General features: G+C 61.9%; 18 protein-coding genes. 10 read left to right on the top strand and 8 right to left on the bottom strand.

The features are described 5' to 3' along the window. Positions 1 to 49: 49 nt before the first annotated feature. The 4 genes from JK176_RS04345 (at position 50) to JK176_RS04330 (ending at position 3,060) form a co-directional block, all read left to right on the top strand. The gene (locus JK176_RS04345; RefSeq protein WP_174694216.1) at positions 50 to 388 is read left to right on the top strand and encodes a P-II family nitrogen regulator; all 339 of its coding nucleotides are present in this window, start codon (positions 50 to 52) and stop codon (positions 386 to 388) included. Then, positions 388 to 1,662, top strand: coding sequence for an ammonium transporter (locus JK176_RS04340; protein WP_211586566.1), 1,275 nt, complete (start codon positions 388 to 390; stop codon positions 1,660 to 1,662). The genes JK176_RS04345 and JK176_RS04340 overlap by 1 nt, the downstream gene beginning before the upstream one ends. A 73-nt stretch (positions 1,663 to 1,735) precedes the next feature. Further along, positions 1,736 to 2,281, top strand: a complete 546-nt coding sequence (locus tag JK176_RS04335; protein WP_211586565.1) for a hypothetical protein — start codon at positions 1,736 to 1,738, stop codon at positions 2,279 to 2,281. A gap of 191 nt (positions 2,282 to 2,472) precedes the next feature. Further along, positions 2,473 to 3,060 (top strand): NMCC_0638 family (lipo)protein, encoded by a 588-nt coding sequence (locus JK176_RS04330; RefSeq protein WP_211586564.1) that lies wholly within the window; start codon positions 2,473 to 2,475, stop codon positions 3,058 to 3,060. Between the two features lie 15 nt (positions 3,061 to 3,075). Here the strand turns inward: JK176_RS04330 and JK176_RS04325 are convergent, their stop codons facing one another. Together JK176_RS04325 and JK176_RS04320 are read right to left on the bottom strand one after the other, a co-directional pair. Next, entirely contained in the window at positions 3,076 to 3,990 is a 915-nt protein-coding gene (locus tag JK176_RS04325) for a retroviral-like aspartic protease family protein (RefSeq protein ID WP_211586563.1), read from the bottom strand. Beyond that, positions 3,987 to 4,952 carry a tyrosine recombinase XerC gene (locus JK176_RS04320; RefSeq protein WP_211586562.1) on the bottom strand — a complete coding sequence of 322 codons (966 nt, stop codon included), beginning with the start codon at positions 4,950 to 4,952 and terminating at the stop codon, positions 3,987 to 3,989. Before JK176_RS04320 ends, JK176_RS04325 begins: the two co-directional genes overlap by 4 nt. A 33-nt stretch (positions 4,953 to 4,985) precedes the next feature. On the opposite strand from JK176_RS04320, the gene JK176_RS04315 reads away from it, so the two are divergent. Further along, positions 4,986 to 7,226, top strand: coding sequence for a primosomal protein N' (locus JK176_RS04315; protein ID WP_211586561.1), 2,241 nt, complete (start codon positions 4,986 to 4,988; stop codon positions 7,224 to 7,226). 11 nt (positions 7,227 to 7,237) lie between these two features. Here the strand turns inward: JK176_RS04315 and JK176_RS04310 are convergent, their stop codons facing one another. The 3 genes from JK176_RS04310 to ykgO all read right to left on the bottom strand — a co-directional run bounded on the left by JK176_RS04310 (position 7,238) and on the right by ykgO (position 8,369). Next, positions 7,238 to 7,480 carry a hypothetical protein gene (locus tag JK176_RS04310; protein WP_211586560.1) on the bottom strand — a complete coding sequence of 81 codons (243 nt, stop codon included), beginning with the start codon at positions 7,478 to 7,480 and terminating at the stop codon, positions 7,238 to 7,240. A 92-nt stretch (positions 7,481 to 7,572) separates the two neighbouring features. Continuing rightward, positions 7,573 to 8,226 (bottom strand): tetratricopeptide repeat protein, encoded by a 654-nt coding sequence (locus tag JK176_RS04305; RefSeq protein ID WP_249194187.1) that lies wholly within the window; start codon positions 8,224 to 8,226, stop codon positions 7,573 to 7,575. A gap of 17 nt (positions 8,227 to 8,243) precedes the next feature. Next, entirely contained in the window at positions 8,244 to 8,369 is a 126-nt protein-coding gene (gene ykgO, locus JK176_RS04300; protein ID WP_007281615.1) for a type B 50S ribosomal protein L36, read from the bottom strand. A gap of 215 nt (positions 8,370 to 8,584) precedes the next feature. On the opposite strand from ykgO, the gene JK176_RS04295 reads away from it, so the two are divergent. From JK176_RS04295 to JK176_RS04280, 4 genes are all read left to right on the top strand, one after another. Further along, on the top strand, positions 8,585 to 9,022 hold the full coding sequence (locus JK176_RS04295) for a hypothetical protein (RefSeq protein WP_194266906.1): 438 nt from the start codon (positions 8,585 to 8,587) through the stop codon (positions 9,020 to 9,022). A 167-nt stretch (positions 9,023 to 9,189) separates the two neighbouring features. After that, the gene (locus JK176_RS04290) at positions 9,190 to 11,199 is read left to right on the top strand and encodes an FUSC family protein (RefSeq protein ID WP_211586559.1); all 2,010 of its coding nucleotides are present in this window, start codon (positions 9,190 to 9,192) and stop codon (positions 11,197 to 11,199) included. Next, on the top strand, positions 11,193 to 11,393 hold the full coding sequence (locus JK176_RS04285; RefSeq protein ID WP_062027417.1) for a DUF1656 domain-containing protein: 201 nt from the start codon (positions 11,193 to 11,195) through the stop codon (positions 11,391 to 11,393). The genes JK176_RS04290 and JK176_RS04285 overlap by 7 nt, the downstream gene beginning before the upstream one ends. A 39-nt stretch (positions 11,394 to 11,432) precedes the next feature. Then, a complete protein-coding gene (locus JK176_RS04280; protein ID WP_099285685.1) occupies positions 11,433 to 12,383 on the top strand; it encodes an HlyD family secretion protein in 951 nt (316 codons plus the stop codon). A 107-nt stretch (positions 12,384 to 12,490) separates the two neighbouring features. Here JK176_RS04280 and JK176_RS04275 read toward each other — a convergent pair whose 3' ends face one another. Next, entirely contained in the window at positions 12,491 to 14,602 is a 2,112-nt protein-coding gene (locus JK176_RS04275) for a S9 family peptidase (RefSeq protein ID WP_211586558.1), read from the bottom strand. 196 nt (positions 14,603 to 14,798) lie between these two features. Here JK176_RS04275 and JK176_RS04270 point away from each other — a divergent pair, with 196 nt between their 5' ends. Then, entirely contained in the window at positions 14,799 to 15,290 is a 492-nt protein-coding gene (locus JK176_RS04270; protein ID WP_194266898.1) for a DUF2501 domain-containing protein, read from the top strand. 85 nt (positions 15,291 to 15,375) lie between these two features. Here the strand turns inward: JK176_RS04270 and mdoH are convergent, their stop codons facing one another. Together mdoH and JK176_RS04260 are read right to left on the bottom strand one after the other, a co-directional pair. Beyond that, on the bottom strand, positions 15,376 to 17,562 hold the full coding sequence (mdoH, locus tag JK176_RS04265) for a glucans biosynthesis glucosyltransferase MdoH (protein WP_211586557.1): 2,187 nt from the start codon (positions 17,560 to 17,562) through the stop codon (positions 15,376 to 15,378). After that, complete coding sequence (locus JK176_RS04260; protein WP_211586556.1) at positions 17,538 to 19,118, bottom strand: glucan biosynthesis protein; 1,581 nt, start codon at positions 19,116 to 19,118, stop codon at positions 17,538 to 17,540. Before JK176_RS04260 ends, mdoH begins: the two co-directional genes overlap by 25 nt. Positions 19,119 to 19,276 lie beyond the last annotated feature (158 nt).

Here is a 19,276-nt window from a genome sequence, read left to right as displayed (position 1 = left end):
AGGCATACTCTGACAAAGATTACCCGATCGCAACGAGGATATGCCGTTCGTGAAGCTCGTTACTGCCATCATCAAACCCTTCAAGCTTGATGACGTCCGCGAAGCCCTGACCCCGCTGGGTGTTCAGGGTCTGACAGTTACCGAAGTCAAGGGTTTCGGTCGCCAGAAAGGCCAGACCGAAATCTATCGTGGCGCCGAGTATCACGTCAGCTTCCTGCCCAAGCTCAAGATCGAGGTCGCCGTTTCCAACGCGATCGTCGAGGACGTGATCGAAGCCATCATGACCGCAGCCCGCACCGGCAAGATCGGTGACGGTAAGATCATGGTCTCCAGCCTCGACCAGCTCATCCGTATCCGCACGGGAGAAACCGGCGAGGGCGCGCTCTGATGCGCGCGCCCATCGATACGGGCGATACGGCCTGGATGCTCGTCAGTACGGCTTTCGTGCTGATGATGACCATTCCCGGTCTGGCACTTTTTTATGGCGGCATGGTCCGCAAGAAGAACGTGCTGGCGACGCTGATCCAGTCTTTCATGATCTGCTGCATTGCCAGCCTCGTCTGGATGGTCGCGGGTTACAGCCTTGCGTTCTCGACCGGCTCGCCGTGGATCGGGGATCTGTCGCGCGTCATGCTGCATGGCGTGGCGGATAATTTCCGCGCAGGCGTCGATTCCGCCTTCACGCTGGGCGCTGGAACGCCCGCCGCCGTGACGATGACGATCCCTGAGAGCGTCTTCATGATGTTCCAGATGACGTTTGCCGTCATCACCCCGGCGCTGATTACGGGCGGCTATGCGGATCGTATGAAGTTCTCCGCCATGTGCCTGTTTAGCGTGGCGTGGCTTCTGCTCGTTTATGCCCCGGTCGCGCATTGGGTGTGGAGCCCGACTGGCTGGGTCGCCGGGCTTGGTGCGGTGGACTTTGCGGGCGGGACGGTCGTTCACATCAATTCCGGTGTGGCCGGTCTGGTCTGTGCCATCATTCTCGGCCGTCGCAAGGGGCTGGGGCATGAAGACTTTTCGCCCTTCAACCTGACTTACGCCATTATCGGCGCGTCCCTGCTCTGGGTGGGCTGGTTCGGCTTCAATGCCGGGTCTGCTCTGGGCGCCAATGGCCGTGCGGGTATGGCGATGCTGACGACGCAGGTCGCGGCAGCTGCGGGCGGTGTGGCGTGGATGGTTGTCGAATGGGCGCGGACGGGGAAGCCGACGGCTCTGGGCATCATTTCAGGTGCGGTGGCCGGTCTGGTCGCCATCACGCCAGCGGCGGGTTTCGTACTGCCGGGAAGTGCAGTCGTTATTGGCCTGATCGCCGGGGCAGGGTGCTTCTGGAGCGCCACATGGCTCAAGCATCGTTTTGGCTATGATGACAGCCTCGATGCATTCGGCGTTCATGGAACAGGTGGCATCATCGGCGCCATTCTGACGGGTGCGTTTGCCTATGGCCCGCTCTCGGCCACGGCGTCCAACCCGGAAGGAACGGTCGCCAGTGTTCATCAGGTCATCGCGCAGACCGAGGCCGTAGGGGTGACGATTGTCTGGTGTGTTATCATGACAACCGTGATCCTGAAGGTTCTGGATCTAGCGATGGGCCTGCGGGTTTCGCCGGACGAGGAGCGTGAAGGTCTCGACATGGTTCTGCACGGTGAGCGCATCAACTGATCGCGCTTCTCTGACGCTCAAGCTGCGGGGGGCTTTTATCTCCCGCCGATTTCAGAATGAAGGTTCTTTCTGCATGACGTTTACAAAAGCCTTTTCCGGCCTCTCCCTCGCCGCCTTGCTGGCCGCAGGACTGAGCGTCGCACCCGCTCACGCCCTGACCGCCAAGGAATGCCATGCCGCGTTCAAGACGGCCAAGCAGAATGGCTCCCTGAACGGCCAGTCCTATAAGGCATTCAAGGCCGCTTCCTGTGGCGATACGGCCAAGGCCGCCGCCCCGGCTGCCGCAGCCAGCACAACGCCTGCCGCTGCTGCCCCAACAACGGCTCCGACCACGACGGTCCCGGCCGCCCCTGCAAGCGCCGCGCCTGCGGACTCGTCTCCGGCCGGTACAAAAGCCCCGATTGCTCCGAAGGCTGCCGTTGCGTCCTCGGGCAATGTCGTGTTCCCGACTGCCATTTCCCCCGAGTTCAGCAAACTCTCCGCCGGCCGAGCCCGTCAGAAGACCTGCGTCGCCCAGTACAACGCCAATAAGGCGAATGGCGGCAATGGGTCGCTGAAATGGATCCAGAAAGGCGGCGGCTACTGGTCGCAGTGCAATTCCCGCCTCAAGGGTGAATAATCTGACACCTTAGTCGAGCCTTATCGGCCTGAAAGCTCCTCCTTTGCGGGAGGAGCTTTTTTTTATTTCTGAGGGTCAGTTCAAGGCATGCCCAGCTGATTTATGGAATTTCCGCAAGGTTTTCCGGGTTTCTGGTGAACAGTTTCGGAGTGTAACATGTCGGTCAGTGGTGAAGGAAAGAAAGAGGGACCATGACATTACGATTTTGCGGAATAATCGGGCCGACCTCCGTTCTTGTCGCTCTTCTGTTCTGCGTTCCGGCCTCAGCCCGCGATTTGGGCGCGGCGAATGCTGTGGGTCTATTTGGTCAGAGCTGTCTTTCCTTTACGGGTAACCCTTCCGGTTTGCGGGAATGGGCTGCACGCTATCACCTTCCTGAAGGACCGCCCCCGACGCGGAAGGGGTTTCTGCACGGCAATCAGGGACGTGTTTATGTGGCCAGTACGGTCTATGGACAGATGGCTCTTGTGTCGCTCGACAAAGGGTATTGTCAGGTCGTGATGCGGCAGGGAAGCGTCGCGAACGTTCAGACGGAATTGCGGGATCAGCTTCTGGCCCACCATGCCACGCTCAACCTTCTCCTGCAGCAGCAGGATCCGCAGCGTGGTGCGGCTCAGAAAATTTTTGCCTATGAGCAAGGTGCCGTGCATCTTCAGCTTTCCATCACGGCTCATGGAATTTCCGGGCCTGTGGCAGAAGTTGTTCTGACATCGACATTGCCTCCCGAGAGTTCAGACCCGCCAGCGCGATCTCCTGCGCCAGCCGGTAACGGGTCTTAATATCGTCGGCAGAATCTACCGAAAGAACAACCGCCCACTGGCGTAGGACAGCCAGATGTCGTGATGGGCGAACCAGTCCGAGCCCAGCAGCATGTCGGCCTGATCGTGGACCGGGGCGACGGTCAGGACGGGATGGGGCCAGACGGTACCGCCCAGTTCGAAGCGTTTGAAATGGTGCCAGTGATATGCGCGTTCGTGCAGATCCACGCCCGAGGTCATGCCGCCGGGATCGAGGGCGAGCTGGTCGTCCGTCAGGCCGAGGCGATGGGCAAAATCCGTGCTGACGATATGCGAACGCGCGCCACTGTCCAGAAGCGCCGTTCCGCTTAATCCGTCCAGTGTGAAAGGCACCGTCAGGCGGCCTGAGATCCGGCGGACAGGCACACTTTTCCAGTGGCCGCTCCAGACGGGTGGGGGCTGGCAGGCATGGGAGCCCAGACGGACGCGCCATAATGTCAGACGCTGGTGCGGGACGTCGAATTCCAGATCGTAATCCGCCAGCACATCCGCACCCAGTAGCCCGAAAACGGGCGGCGTGATCATGGGAGAGCCGGGGAGAGCGCCAACCGCCATCGTTCCGGCCCCGAGCGCGAGTTCTCCCGAACGGGGTGTGCCGAGTTTCAAATCCTGTATCCGGACGTTCGGTACGACACGCGGCGCACCGTTCGGACCCTGCATCATTGTCCGATGCTGGGGATCGGGCGGTAGGTGGAAGGCTGCGACGCCCCTCGGAGTCATGAGGCTGCCTTCGGAGCCCGTATCGACGATCATCGAGGCATCATGGCCGTTCACTGTCACCGGGACGCTCAGATAGCCGCCATCATCGCGCAGTGGCAGCACGACGGCGCGGCTCATCTCGCAGACCGGGGCCGCCGGGGCGGTCGTCGTGCAAAGACCCAGAATCAGAGCAGCGGACAGGAGGCGTTTCATGACTCCTGATCCGCGCGGGGATGGGCCTTGCGCCACACATCCAGCAGGTGTTTTTCGTCCGCCAGCGTATAGGCCTGCGTCGTGGACAGGCTGGCGTGGCCCATCAGTTCCTGAATGGTCCGCAGGTCCGCCCCGCCTTCCATCAGATGCGTGGCGAAGGAATGGCGCAGGGCATGGGGCGTTGCGGAATCGGGCAGGCCTTCGCCTTTGCGCCAGTTCCGCATGGCGCGCTGGGCCACGCCGGGATTGAGGCGGCCGCCCCGCACGCCGCAGAACAGCGGCGCATCCGGCGCGGGGGAAGGATGGGCTGCTTTCCAGCTTTCGAGCGCCTCGATCACCGCCGGAAGCAGGGGTACGAGCCGTTCCTTGCCACCTTTGCCAACCACGCGAAGCATGTTCTGCCCTGCATTCGTCAGGTCCCGGATGTCGAGCGAGAGCGCCTCGCCAATCCGCAGTCCTGTGCCGTAAAGCAGGGTGAACAGTGCCCGGTCTCGCAGGGCGGCCTGACTGGTTTCGGCATCATCGGAAATGCCATCGGCCGCGGCAAGGGCCGCTTCCTGCCCCAGAGGACGGGGCAGTCGCTTCTTCATGCGCGGCGTGGCGAGCAAGGAGGGTGCGGGATTGGACAGATCATGTCGGAGAGCCAGATAGCGGAAAAAGGAGCGCAGGGCCGAGACATGCCGCGCCCGCGAGCGGGCCCGCGAGTCGGCACTGGTGGCGCGACGGGTCGGTTTTTCGCTGCGGGCCGTTTCATGGGCGAGCCAGGCGCGCAGGTCGGCGAGGGAGAGTTTCCCCAAATCCGACAGCGCCACCTCCCCGCCCAGATGCTGCTGGAAAAACGTCAGCGCCAGAAGAATGTCGTGGCGATAGGCCTCGACCGTGCGCGGGCTGGAGCGTTTTTCATGCGTCAGCCACTCGGTCCAGTCGCGCAGGGCATCGAGCGCCATTAGGGATGCGGTCATGGCATTTCGCAGCGGGGGAGGTTAGACACGGTCATGGCATCCAGCAGCCTATCCAAGCCTGATCCTCGGCGAAAGCCACCTTCCACTGGAACGCGCGTTTCGGTGCTCGTGCCGCTGCCGTTTCCGGGGCCGCTCGACTATCTGGCCCCCATGCCGCTCGAGCCGGGAGATCTCGTGACGGTCCCGCTGGGGCGTCGTGAAACCGTGGGTTGCGTGTGGGAAACCGATCGCACGCTGCCTGCCGATTTCGCGTTGCCGGTCGGGCGTGAACTTCCACTCGAACGTCTGCGTCCCGTTGTCGGGAAGCTGGATGTGCGCCCGCTCCCGCAGAGCCTGCGCCGCTTCATCGACTGGGTGGCGGCCTATACGCTCACGCCGCCGGGGCTGGTTCTGGCGATGGCGACGCGCATTCATCTGAAGGATGCGCCCAAGCCCACTCTGGGCTGGGTGCGGACGGAAGCGCCGGAAGGCGATCTGCGGATCACGCCCGCGCGCCGGTCCGTGCTGAATTTTGCGTCTTCCACACCCATGAGCACTGCCGAACTGGGAGATCGCAGCGGGGCGAGTGCGGCCGTCATTCGCGGTCTCGCTACGGCCGGTCTGCTGCGGGAGGCTGTCATTGCTCCGGCCGCTCCGTTCGGTTTGCCAGACCCGGCGCATGGCGCGCCGAAGCTTTCCGAAGAGCAGGCTGAGGTCGCGCAGGAATTGTGCAGCCCCGTCGATGCCGGGCGGTTTCAGGTCACGCTGCTGGAGGGTGTGACCGGATCGGGCAAGACGGAGGTCTATTTCGAGGCCGTGGCCGCGTGTCTGGCCAAGGGAAAGCAGGTTCTGGTCCTGCTGCCGGAAATCGCGCTTTCCGCCCAATGGACGGACCGCTTTATCCGGCGTTTCGGGGCCGAACCTGCTGTCTGGCATTCCGATCTCGGAGCCAAGCGGCGGCGCGAGACCTGGCGCGCCGTGGCGGAAGGGAGCGCCCGCGTTGTGGTGGGGGCTCGCTCGGCTCTGTTCCTGCCGTTTGCTGATCTGGGTCTCATCGTTGTGGACGAGGAGCATGAAAGCGCCTTCAAGCAGGAAGAAGGCGTCATGTATCATGGGCGGGACATGGCGGTCGTGCGCGCCCGTCTGGCGGATGCACCCGCCATTCTTGTCTCCGCCACGCCATCGCTCGAAACGTTGGCGAATGTGGAGAGCGGCCGCTATCGGCACGAACTTCTGACCGCGCGGCATGGTGGGGCGACCCTGCCGGATGTGTCTCTGGTGGATATGCGGGCCGACCCGCCGGAACGCGGTCTGTTTCTATCGCCCAAACTCTGCACCGCTATTGATGAGACGTTGGAGAAAGGGGAGCAGGCCATGCTGTTCCTCAACCGGCGCGGCTATGCGCCGCTGACACTGTGCCGGGCGTGCGGACACCGGATGCAGTGCCCGAACTGTTCGGCCTGGCTGGTAGAGCATCGGGCGCGGGGTATCCTGACCTGTCATCACTGCGGGCATAACGAGCGGATTCCCAAGGACTGCCCGGAATGTCACGCCGAGAATTCGCTCGTGCCCATCGGGCCGGGAATCGAACGCATTACGGAAGAGGCCAAGCTGCGGTTCCCGGAAGCAAAACTGCTGGTGATGTCGTCCGATACGCTCGGCTCCCCGGCCGCCACGGCGGAGGCGGTGCGGAAAATTTCGGACGGAGAGGTTAATCTCATCATTGGCACGCAGATCGTGGCCAAGGGCTGGCATTTCCCGAAATTGACGCTTGTGGGCGTTGTGGATGCCGATTTGGGGCTTGGGGGTGGGGATCTGCGGGCGGCGGAGCGGACGGTGCAGCTTCTGCATCAGGTCGCGGGCCGTGCCGGGCGTGCGGAGCATCGCGGGCGCGTGCTGCTCCAGAGCTATGTGGGCGAGCATCCGGTCATGACGGCGTTGGTCTCCAACGATTTCCAGACCTTCATGGAGCAGGAAGCCGAGCAGAGACGGCCCTCGTTCTGGCCGCCTTATGGGCGGCTGGCGGCGCTGATCGTGAGCGCGCCGAGTGCGGACGCGGCGGATGCGCTGGCGCGTGAGATTGCGCTCTGCGCGCCAGAGCGGGAAGGGGTGCAGGTTCTGGGACCGGCTCCCGCTCCGCTTGCCGTCCTGCGCGGACGGCACCGGCGCAGACTGTTGCTACGGACGATGCGCGGCATTGCCGTACAGCCGATCCTGCGTCAGTGGCTGGGAGATATCAAACCCACGGGCGGAGCAAAGGTCGATATCGATATCGACCCCATTTCCTTCCTTTAGGGCTGGAAAAATCAGCCCTTACGCTTGCGGAAGAACTCGACCGTGGCGGTCACGACTGCGATGACAGCCAGGATCTGCTGAAAATACGGGCGGAAACGCTTGGGTCCGAACGTCGCCATGGCCGTCATGCCAGCGAGGCCGATTTCACGGGCGCGCGTGGCCTTCTGACAGCAGGTCTTCATCTTGGAACAGCAGCCCTTCTTTGAGCTGACGTCTGCGATGGCGGTTTCGGCGGCGGGGGATGGCTTGGTCATACGGGATCTCCTGAAAAATGGAATCAGGGGATCAACACGCGACATTACAAGGGGTTGCCAGAGCAGCACGTGCAAGCCATAGCGCAGAGACGTTAGTCCTGCTGGCCGTCGCGGGCCTTTTCAAGTGTTTTAAGCTGCGTGTCGGAATCGGGGGTTTTCGGGTTCAGAAGCAGCATCTGGTGGAAAGCCTGAAGGGCGGCTTCGGGCTCATGCCGGTCATGTTCGGCTTCTGCGAGCATCCCCCATGCCGTGGGATCGCCGGGATCGGCCTGAAGGGTGACGCCCAGATCGGAGATCGCGCCATTATTGTCGCCCGCCGCCAGCCGGATGGCCGCACGCTGACGGTAGAGAATGGGCTGGTCGGGCTGAATGGTGATGGCGGCGGTCAGGTCGTCCTGAGCCTGCTGGAAATCATGTTTTTCCAGCGCATCGTGCGAATCGGTAATGAGCATCTGCACGCTGCCGGTCAGGGCGCGGCTGCGGAGGCCTTCGGCACGTTCGGAAATCTCACCAGCCTGCTTCTCGTTCCCGGCCATGGCGAGCGCTTTTTCCGCGTCCATGAGGCGGTCGTGGAGCGTTTTGCGTGGCGGGCGGGGCGCGGAGGCGGGCGGTTTGGCAGTCGGAGAGACTGCGGGGCCGGGCGCAGCAGGATTTGCGGCGGGCGCGGCCTGAACTGGCAGAAAAGTCAGGGCCGGGCTACAAAGCAGAACGGCGCCAGCCATCAGCCAGCGCCGCCCGTCCGTCATCCGGCAGACCAAGGGGTTCAGCCCTGGCGAGCCTTCATGCGCGGGTTCTTCTTGTTGATGATGTAAACGCGGCCGCGGCGGCGGACAACGCGGCAGTCCTTGTCGCGGACCTTGGCGGACTTCAGGCTGTTGCGGATCTTCATGGTTGCAGGCTCTCGACGGGTAAGGCCCTTGCGGACCGGACAGCGGGCCAGAACGCCCGCGAAAGAATGGCCCCGATTACCCATCCCGCCCTGTAGAGTCAAGCTGACAAGCCATCCGTGTGGCGGAATTCCTTGATGCTGCCGATTTGCAACAACCTGCAACAGCGTCGTTCAGGGTCTTTGTCCGGCCGGGATTTTCTCCTAACGTCAGTTTCATGATCAAGCGCCATTCCCGCCCCGCCCTGCTGCTGGCTCTTCTTCCTCTCGCCGTCGCCCTTGCCGCGCCTGTGGCCGCAAGAGCGGATGACGGAGAAGCCAAGACCAACGACGACGATCCGACGATCAACCAGCAGGGTTTCGCCATCAACAAGATCCTCCGGGTGCTCCAGACCAATCCGGATGCCGCGGGCGACTCCTGCATCAACGCGCTCAAGGAAATGCATCAGGCCCAGACGGCCTTGGGCAAGGAAGAGGGCATCGACCCCGAACACAATCAGGATATCGGCGTTGCGCGCGACGTTCTGTCCTCTGAAATGGAGGATGTCACGAATATGTGTGGTGCCGATGCACGGACCTACTGCCGCAAAGCCACCGATCATCCGGACCCCAAGCTGACAGCGGCCTGCAACGCCCTGCCTGCCGAAGAAGACTGAGTGGCGCGCTCTGGCAGAGGGATCGGGTCCGTCTGTCAAAACATGTCCAGAAGATTCGAGGACTAACTTTTCCGGTCCGCTGCTCTTAAGGTCGGAAGTCTGATTCTGGTAATGAGGGCTGTGGGACTGTTTCTGATAAAGTCTGTGTCGGGTGGGGAGCAGCGCTCTTGACCGCTGCACTACAGTCAGTCTTCCGCCCCGGATGGGTCCAGTTCAGTCTCAGAACATGGTCTGCACTTGTGCTGGCGCTGGGAACGGCCTTCTGGTCCCAGCTTGATTCACCCGCCAGTGCGGGCGTGACGGTCATGATCCTCGCGCAGCCTCTGCGGGGACAGGCGCTGTCCAAGGCGTTTTACCGTCTGGCCGGGACTGTGCTTGGTGTCGGCGTTTCCATCATTCTCGTCGCGATGTTCAATCAGGAGCGCGCCCTGTTTCTCGGCGGCGCGGCCCTGTGGATTGCGGCCTGCGCGTTCGTGGGGTCGCTTGAACGCGATTTCCGCTCCTATGGCGCGCTGCTGGCGGGGTATACCGTCGCACTGGTTGCGCTCCCGACGATGGATGATCCGCAGAACATCTATCCCGTCAGCATCGCCCGCGCGTCTGATATCGCCATCGGCGTTGCGTCTATTGCGGTTGTGAACATTCTCTCCGGGTCCCCCGAAGCCTGGCGCAGGCTTTCGAAAGCCATGGAGACGCTGTCGCATCGCGTGAGACAGACGGGCAAGTCCGCCATTATGGGCGATCCGATTGCTACGCCTGAGGAAATGATCGGGTTGAGCGGCGAAATCCTCGCGCTCATGACCCAGATTTCCTACGCCAGAACGGAAGTCGAGCGCGGGCGTTTGCGGATGGCGGGCGCGCGGCTGGGCATTATTGGCATGCTCACGGTTCTGACCACGAGCCGTGCGATTGCATGGCTGCTGGAGACCGGCGGCATTTCCGACCTGCTGATCCGTCACGTTCGGGCCTGGCACGAGCGCTCCGAGGACGGCACGACCCGTCTTGAGACGATGGATACGATTCTGGATAAAATCCGTGCGGAAGACCCGGATTTCGTGCCCTCCGCCCGCGAAGCGTGGTTTCTGGAGCGGTGTTCGACGCTTCTCAGCAACCGTCTGCATATCCGCACCGGCATGAACACGCTTCTGCGCGCCACACCGGCGGGCGATGCGCTTAAGCTTGCGCATCTTGCAAGCAATCCGGATTACGTGACGGCCTTCATCAACGCCATGCGCGTGTTGCTGGGCTTCAGCGTTGCGGCCGCTCTGTGTCTGGCCTCCAGCATTCCGGCCTCCGTGACATCCCTGTCCCAGACGGCGCTGGTCCTGACGCTGGCCTCCACCGCCATCGACACGGCGGAGTTCGGCAAGGGCGCTATTATCGGGATGCCCGCCGGTATTCTCGTGGCGGCGTGGCTGGATTTCATGATCCTGCCGCATGTGGGCAGCATGTTGAGTCTTGCGCTCGTTTTGCTGCCGCAGACCGTGATTTCCTGTCTGCTGTTGATGAACCCGAAAACCAGCGCCATCGGCTTTAATTATGGTGTGTTCTTTCTGGTGTTCATCGCGCTCGGCAACCATCACAACTACGATCCGCTGGCGTTCATCACGCGCAACACGTTCTATGCGATGGCGGCCGTCCTTTCTTTCGTATTGCTGGTGTTGCTCTGGCCACCGACCGCGCGACGGCATCGGTTCCGGCTGGCGGTCTCCATCGCCCATGATCTGGAACTGCAGCTTGCCGGGCACGGCGAGCGGATGGGGCCGCCGCTGCTGAGCCGGAAATACGAGCGCCTCAGCCAGTTCCTGATGTGGACGGACCGGCTGCACGATCCGGGACTGCGTTCCCGTCGGGTTTTCAACCGTTTCGTCGCGTTGGAGGATTTTTCCAGCACCATTGCCCGCGTCCGGAATTATCTGGATCAAGCCGGGCATCTTCCCGGCCTCAAACCCATGGTCCGCCATGTGCGGCGTCTGCTGGCGCATGACAGGCTCGGTCTTCTGGAAGCTGAAATCCCCGAGCTTCAGGCCATGTTTTACGAGCGGCTTTCAGACGGCATCCGCGAGGAGCAGTCCATGATCATCAACTGTATCGGCGGCCTGGAATCGGTGCGGACCATGGTGCGTCTGAATCGCTCGGCCGTGCATCACTATGGAATAGGACGCAAGCGATGGTGACGACACAGGTCGTTGACCTTGATGGCGTGCTGGTGTCGGCCTTCGTCATCAATCTGGCGCTGGCCCTGCTGACACTGGCCGTTCTGCGATGGATTCTGGCCTGGTTTGATCTGTGGCGTTTCGTCTGGGATCCGCCTCTGGCCCAGTTCGGCATCCTGATCTGTCTGATCGGCCTTTACACCCTGATCCTCTGACCTTTTCCTGTTTCGAATCGAACCCAAGGTGACCGTCCCGTGCTTTCCAGTGCCCATCGCCTGATCCGCCTGACCATCACGCTCTGCATTCTTGCAGTGGCGGCGCTCGTGGTCGTCATTCTGTGGGATTACTACACCGCCTCGCCCTGGACGCGGAACGGACAGGTGCGTGCGCAGGTCGCCAATATCGCGCCGCGCGTTTCGGGACAGATCATCGAGGTTCTGGTGAAGGATAACCAGTTCGTTCACAAGGGGGAGGTGCTCTACGTCATCGACCCGTTCGATTTTAAAGTGGCGCTGGAGACGGCCAAGGCCCATGTGGCCGAGCGTAAAGCCGATCTGGAATTCCGCCTCGTGCAGTCCCAGTGGCGCAAGGCCATTCCCGGCACTGCCGTTTCAGTTGAGGAAAAACGGCAGTACGAAGCGCTGTCGCAGCAGATGCAGGCCCAGTACGCCGCAGCCGAAGCCGCGGAGCATCAGGCCGAAATCAACCTTGAGCGAACGCAGGTCCGCAGTTCCATCGACGGCATCGTGACCAACCTCATCATGCGGCCCGGTGATTTCGCGACCGCCGGTGTGGTCAACATCCACATCATCGACACCAGTTCCTACTGGGTGGACGGTTATTTCGAGGAAACCAAGGTCCATGATCTCGACGTGGGCGATCTCGTCCGCATGGATCTGATGGGGTATCATGATCCGCTGTTCGGGCATGTCGAAAGCATCACGCGCGGTATCGCCAGCAACAACGCGCAGGTGAACAAGCAGGGTTTGCCGGAAGTGGACCCGGTCTATACATGGGTGCGGCTGGCCCAACGTATCCCAGTGCGCGTGAAGATCGACAAGATCCCGGATGACCTGACGCTTGCCGCCGGGATGACCGCCACCGTGACCGTCGTGTCAGAAGAGGGCAACCGCCGCCACCGCTCCACCCACGCCGCCTTTCAGCATTTCGGCGACGACATCCGGCATCTGTTCGGGCATCGATAAGGATTGGGGAATAAAAGTTTCTGGTAAAGCTTTTTACAAAAAGCTTCGGCGTTCTCCGCCTTTTTGTAAAAAGGCGGAACCCAAAAACTTTTATTCGTAGGGTCTTTTCAGGCCCGGTCGATGGCCCAGATGGCGAAGGCCTGGACGAGGGCGACTTCTTCCAGACGCTTGAAGCGGCCTGACGAGCCGCCATGCCCGGCTTCCATGTTGATGCGGCACAGGAACGGGCCGCCGGACGTGACTTCGCGCAGTTTGGCGATCCATTTCGCAGGTTCCCAGTACGTTACGCGCGGGTCGGACAGGCCTCCCATTGCCAGAACCGGCGGATAGGTTTTGGCGGTGATGTTGTCATAGGGCGAGTAGCTGGCGATCAGGTCATACGCGTCCGGGTCTTCCAGCGGGTTGCCCCATTCCGGCCATTCCGGCGGTGTCAGCGGCAGGGAGACGTCGGACATGGTGTTGAGCATGTCCACGAACGGCACCTGCGCGGCAATGCCCGCGAACAGCTCCGGCGCCATGTTCGTGATTGCGCCCATCAGCAGACCACCGGCCGAGCCGCCCTGCGCGACGATGCGTCCTGCCGAACCATAGCCTTTCGAGACGAGATGCCGGGCGCAGGCGATGAAGTCGATGAAGGTGTTGGGCTTCTTTGTCCCGCGGCCGTCCAGAAACCAGTTCCAGCCTTTTTCGGAGCCGCCGCGGACATGGGCGATGGCGTGAATCCAGCCCCTGTCCACCAGACTGAACACGGTTGTGGAAAAATCCGCGTCCATGGCAATGCCGTAGGAGCCGTATCCATACAGAAGCAGGGGTGCTGAGCCGTCCAGAGCCTGACCTTTGCGCATCAGGACCGTAATGGGAACCTGCGCGCCGTCTGGCGATGTTGCGAACAGGCGCCGCGTCTCGTAGCGGGAGGCATCATGGCCGGACGGAACCTCGCGGATTTTGCGAAGGGTGCGCGCGCCGCTGGCCATGTCGTAATCGTACCAGTGTGCCGGATTGGTGGGGGACTGGTAGATGTAGCGCAGGATCGTGGCATCATATTCCAGCGTGCCCAGCATCGTCAGGTCATAGGCCGCTTCGTCCATCCCGATGGCCTTCGCCTGCGCCCGGACATCGCCCTGCGTGCCTTCGGGCACCACGAGAATATGGATATTTCCGTCCCGGCGCTCGGCCCAGGCGAGATGCCCGCGCGAGGCACTGGCGCCTAGCAGATAGTGGCCCTCGCGGTAGGGGACGAACGGCGTCCAGTTCTCGCGTCCCGTGGCCGTGTCTGGCGTCTGCATGAACTGGAAGTCCACCGCGCCACCGGCATTGGTCAGGATGATGAAGCGGTCATTCCAGTGCGTCAGGGAATAGCGCTCGCCCCGTACCAAGGGTGCTGCCACGACGGGTAGGGCCGTCGGATCGGAAGCCGGGATGAGCAGGGTCTCGTTCGTATCGTGATCGCCGCGCTCAATGACGATCCATTTGCGGGAAGCGCTGACGCCGATGCTCAGGAAAAACCCCGGATCGGTTTCGTCGAACACCAGAACATCCTCGCCCCCCGTCAGAGGGCGGCGATAGATCTTCGAAGGGCGGCCATTATCGTCGCGGTAAATCCAGAACAGCCACTGGCTGTCCGGTGAAATGGCGAAGCTGCCCGTCGTACTGGGCACGGGATCGGCGCAGAGCGTTTCTGTTTCCAAATCCGCGACCTGAATACGATAGACCTCGGAGCCCTGAATGTCTTCCGCGTAGACGAAATAGCGGTGATCGGGCGAGTGGTCCGTCTGTGAGAGCGCATAATAGTCATGCTGTTTGGCCAGCGCATCGGCATCGAGCAGAACCTGCTCCGCTCCGCCCCCGCGTGGGTAACGCACCCGCAGTGGATGCTGGGCACCGTCTTCGAAACGCACAGAATATTCCCACGGGCCGTCGGGAACCGGAACCGAGGATTCCGCGGGCGGAATACGGCCGATCATTTCCTGAAGCAGTGTTTCGCGCATCGGCTCCATTCCGGCCAGAACGGCCTCCGCATAGGCGTTTTCAGCCTTCAGATGCGTGGCGATATCGTCGCGCAGAACGGACGGGTCCCGCAGGACCTGCTGCCAGTTCTCGTCCTTCATCCAGGCATAGGAATCCGTGCGGGGCCGACCAAGCTGCGTGGTGCTCAGTGGCTCACGACGGGCGATGGGAGGAAGGGGTGCGGCGGAAGGGGCATCGGGGCGCTGTGACATGACCAAACTGTGACGCAGAAACGTCCGGCATTCAATCGGACTTTGACTGGAAAAGAAGCCTCCTAAGAAACTGCGACTGGTCTCAAGTGTTATTCAGGGCAACGGAGCATTCTTCAGGACGCTCCAGACCGGATGAATTCTGTTTCTCCTTTTGGGGTGCAAACAGAACATCCTGTGATGTGGAAAGAAGAGTATCATGATTTCAAGCAAGTATTTTGCTGTTCTTGCCGCTGCTGGCCTGAGCATTTCCGGTGCTGCCGTCGCCCAGACCGTCCCGCAGGTTCCGCAGAGCAGCCCTGTGGTGACCATCCCCGCCGGAACGCAGGCCCGACTGCCCGGCGCTCATGTTCAGGCTGTCGCAGGTGGCAAGAATGTCCTGAGTGCTGCGTCACCGGGCGTTCTGGGTGCTGATGGCCTCCCGTCCATCGAGGGCGCGCAGGCTGGCAATATTGCCGGTCTGACTTATTACTGTACGCATCACAAGCTGGTGCTCGGAACATCGCCGATCGTGGCGGCCCGCAAAATCGCCAAGCGCCCGGATGTCCACAGTGACGAGTTCTACTCGCTGGGCGGTAAGGGTCTGCTTCAGATGACGGACGGAAACGTCTTCGATATCGGCACCCTCTCCAAGGACAAGCGCGTCACGACGTGTAACGACCTTGTTAAGAAGGCCCAGTCTTTCAAATAATTGCTCCGGCTTACAGGTCTGCAATGAAAAACGCCCCGGCTATGATGGCCGGGGCGTTTTTTGTGTCGTGACGTCCTGTAGTTCTTCAGGCCGCGAGCTTTTCCATGAGCGCCAGACCTTCGGCACTGCCCAGAACCGCGGCTTTTTCCTGACGGGAGAGGCGTTCCAGCGCGATCTGAAGCGACGGAGCCTCCCGTAGTTTGAGCAGACCGACCAGAAGATGCGCGTCGATCGGACTGCCGGGGCTACGGGCCGGAGGAAGCGCGCCTTCATGGGCGTTGAGAAGGGCCGCGTTCTGGCGGAGGGCGGCAAAGGCTTCTTCCGGCGGCGCATCGGGGGCATGGGCAGCGCGTTCACGCGCGGCGTCATTTGCGGCGGCGAGCTGAAGGATCGGGGGAGGGGCGGTTTCCTCCTCAATCAACAGAAGCCCGGCCCGACGCAACCCCAGACCAACGTCTCGGCTTGCGGTCAGCGCTGCCAGCGGGATGGCGAGCACCAGTCCGAGCAGCACCGGCGTCATCCATAGGAACAGCGCCTGTGAGACCGACCATGCCGCCACGGCCAGAAGCAGGCCGAACACGGTGTAGATCCAGTAGCCATGCGCCACGTCTTTCAGCGAAACCCGGCCATCGTCGCGGTTCTGCGCGTTCCATCCAGAATCCCGGCCTAGAAGGATCGAAATAACGCCGGACGTCTGGATCAGCATGGCAATCGGCGCAATCAGGCCGCCGATCAGGGTTTCGAGCACGATAGACACCGCGAGCCGGAAAACGCCGCCAGAACCCTTCAGGGCCGCGCGATCGAACATCATGGCAATGAAGGCCAGAGCCTTCGGTGCGAGCAGAATGCCCATCGTCCCAATGAAGACGAGCTTGGCCTGCACCGGATCAACACGCGGCCAGTGCGGATAGAGCGTCGGGGTCGAGCCGAAATATTCGGGGTGATAGAAATGCGACTGGAGCGAAATCAGGATGCCGAACAGCAGGAACAGCAGCCAGAGTGGGGACATGATGTAGGAGCCGATGCCCGTCAGCATATGAACGCGGCTGACCCAGTGCATGCCCTTCGTGCCGAGGATCTTGCTGTGTTGCAGATTGCCCTGACACCAGCGGCGGTCACGGATGGCGACGTCCGTCAATGATGGCGGGCTTTCTTCATAGGAGCCGAACAGTCCCGGCACCATGTGGATGGCCCAGCCGCCACGGCGCATGAGGGCGGCTTCCACGAAGTCATGGCTCAGGATATGGCCGCCGAAAGGCGGGCGGCCCTTCAGATGCGGCAGTCCGGCCTGTTCAGCAAAGGCCTGTGTGCGGATGACGGCGTTATGGCCCCAGTAATTGCCCTCCGAGCCGTGCCACCAGGCAATGCCATGCGCGATCAGCGGCCCGTAGACGCGGCCTGCGAACTGCTGCATCCGGGCGAAAAGCGTACGACCGCCCACAATGACCGGAAGCGTCTGGATCAGTCCCACGCCCTCATGCTGTTCCATGGCCGCCGTGATCCGGACGATCAGGCTGCCATCCATCACGCTATCTGCATCGAGGGTGAGCATCTGCTGGTAGGAGGCGCCAAATCGGGTCACCCAGTCGCCCAGATTGCCCGCTTTGCGGTCCGTATTCTTGTGGCGGCGGCGATAGAAGACGCGCTTTTCGCCGTTCTTGGCTTTGCGGAACTCAAGGAAGGCGCGCTCTTCCTGCACCCAGACGTCCGGATTGGTCGTGTCGGACAGGATGAAGAAATCGAAAGCGTCGATCTGCCCCGTCGCCAGAATGCTGTCATGAATGGCACGCAGACCCGCGAGAACGCGCGTCGGGTCCTCGTTATAGGTCGGCATCAGGACGGCGGTGCGGTTTTTCAGCTCCGGCAGCGGCCCCGTCCGGTGGATGCCAAGCCCGAGCCCACCCCGCCGGATCAGCGAGACGAAGCCGCCGAGGCAGGACATGAAGGACAGGGCAATCCAGAAGGCGAGAATGGCGAACAGGATCAGGATGATGACGCCGAGAGCCGAGACGCCCAGCGAGTTGAAAACCTGATTGATCCTGTAAATGCCATAGCCCGTCAGCAGCATCGCGCCACCGAAGACGAACAGACGGCGTGCCCAGAGGAACGAAGGCGTCGTCGGCAGCGGATCGAAGGGCCGGCCATGACGGTCCGGCTGCTGTTGAAGGTTCTGCGGCTTCATTGCCAGCGGCGCTTCAGGCGGCAGGAAGGGGGCGGCTTCCGGAGTGGCGTGAGAAGACAATTCGGTCACGGCGTCCAACGATACATCCATTTTTCTGAAACCGGACCTTGATCATTGGCGAGCTGGGCCTGAAGTTCGCAGCTCTTCGCATCGCCCGGCACGAATTCGAAGGTCGCGCGCCAGCCCTGGATTTCCGGGTTCGGTTCCACGACGACATTGCGGATCGTGCCAGGGCTGGCCTGTGTGATCAGATGGAAATTCGTACCCGGTGGCACGTTTTGGAAGGGGGCGCCCGTGAAATCGATCGCGAAGAAACGGGCGTCCGGATGGTCGGTTACGCTTCCGATCCGCGTTGCGGCAACGCGCGCCATCTGGGTTGGCCAGGGGGTGTCCCAGCCCCAGTACATTCTGTAGATGTAGCTGTATTCCTGACCGCCCTTCATGGGTTGTTTGGGGCGCCAGAACGAGACGATGTTGTCGTTTACCTCGTTGGGGGTCGGGATCTCCACCAGGTCGACAGCGCCGTCGCCCCAGTTACCGATGGGCTCGATCCAGAGAGATGGGCGCTTCTGATAGTTGAGCGCCAGATCCTCGTAATCATGGAACGAGCGCTTGCGCTGCATCAGACCGAAACCATGCGGGCTGCTGTCTGCGAAGGCCGAGAACTGGAGGTCGGTCGGGTTGGTGAGGGGGCGATAGAGCTGCTGCCCAGCGCCCGTCCAGATCTGGAGGGCCTCGCTGTCATGCGCGGCGGGACGCCAGTCATCGACGTGATTGCGGGCGTTCGCGTCGAAATAGAACATGCCCGTCAAAGGGGCGATGCCGGATTCCGTAATGTCCTGACGCGGGAACAGCGAAGACTGAACGTCAAAAACGGTCGTATCGCCCGGACGGATGGTGAAGCGGAATGCACCGGTCAGGGACGGGCTGTCGAGCAGTGCGTGAATGACGATGGACTCCACGCCCGGTTCCGGTTTTTCGATCCAGAACTCCCGGAACAGCGCGAATTCCTCGCCTTTGGGGTTGCCGGTGCCGTTTGCGAAAGCGCGGGCCGACAGACCGTAATTCTGACCCTTGGCCACGGCCCGGAAATATGATGCGCCGAGAAAGACCGCACATTCTTCCATCATGCCTGCCGTGTTGATGGCATAGCGCAGACGCAGCCCGGCGTAGCCGAGATCGTCCGTGACGCGCAGAACGGGGTTGGCATAGGTGAAGGCGTCAGGGTCGTAGGGAATGGGGGTGGACTGTCCGCCCGTAACTTCGTTCATGCCGATCCGCGGCTTGTACAGGAAGCCGCGCGGGAAGAACTCTACGTCGAACGCCAGATTCTGGCCGTGCCACAGGGCTTTGTCGGGATTGAAGGCAATGCTGCGGAACTGGTCGAAATCCATGTTCGCAATGGCACTGGGAAGCGTCTGGGACGGGGGGGAATAAGCCTTTTTCGACAGGCGCTGCGCTACAAGCCGAACCGTGCCGTCGTCAAACGGGGTCGCCTGCGGTGCAGGGGGGGCAGCGGGCTTGTTGGCAGCCAGAGGAGCTGTGGCCAGAGGAGCAGTGGACTGGGCATGGGCCATACGGGAGGCTGTTCCTAGAAGGGTCAGTCCGGCCCCAAGCTTGACCAGATCACGGCGCAGGATACTCATACTTTTCCCAATATCCCTGTTTCTGTCGGCATCTCCGCAACGAAGCCCGACGTTCCAGCGATACGCCGGAAGCCTTGCGTTGCGAAGAGCCCTTCTATGACGAGGACGTTATTTCACAAGGGTTGACGCGGCCTTTTTATGGCATGCGCCCAAGATGA

Origin of the sequence: Gluconobacter sp. Dm-73 (genome assembly GCF_018256215.1) — a bacterium.
GTDB lineage: Bacteria > Pseudomonadota > Alphaproteobacteria > Acetobacterales > Acetobacteraceae > Gluconobacter > Gluconobacter cadivus.
This window is presented reverse-complemented; position numbering and strand designations above follow the sequence as displayed.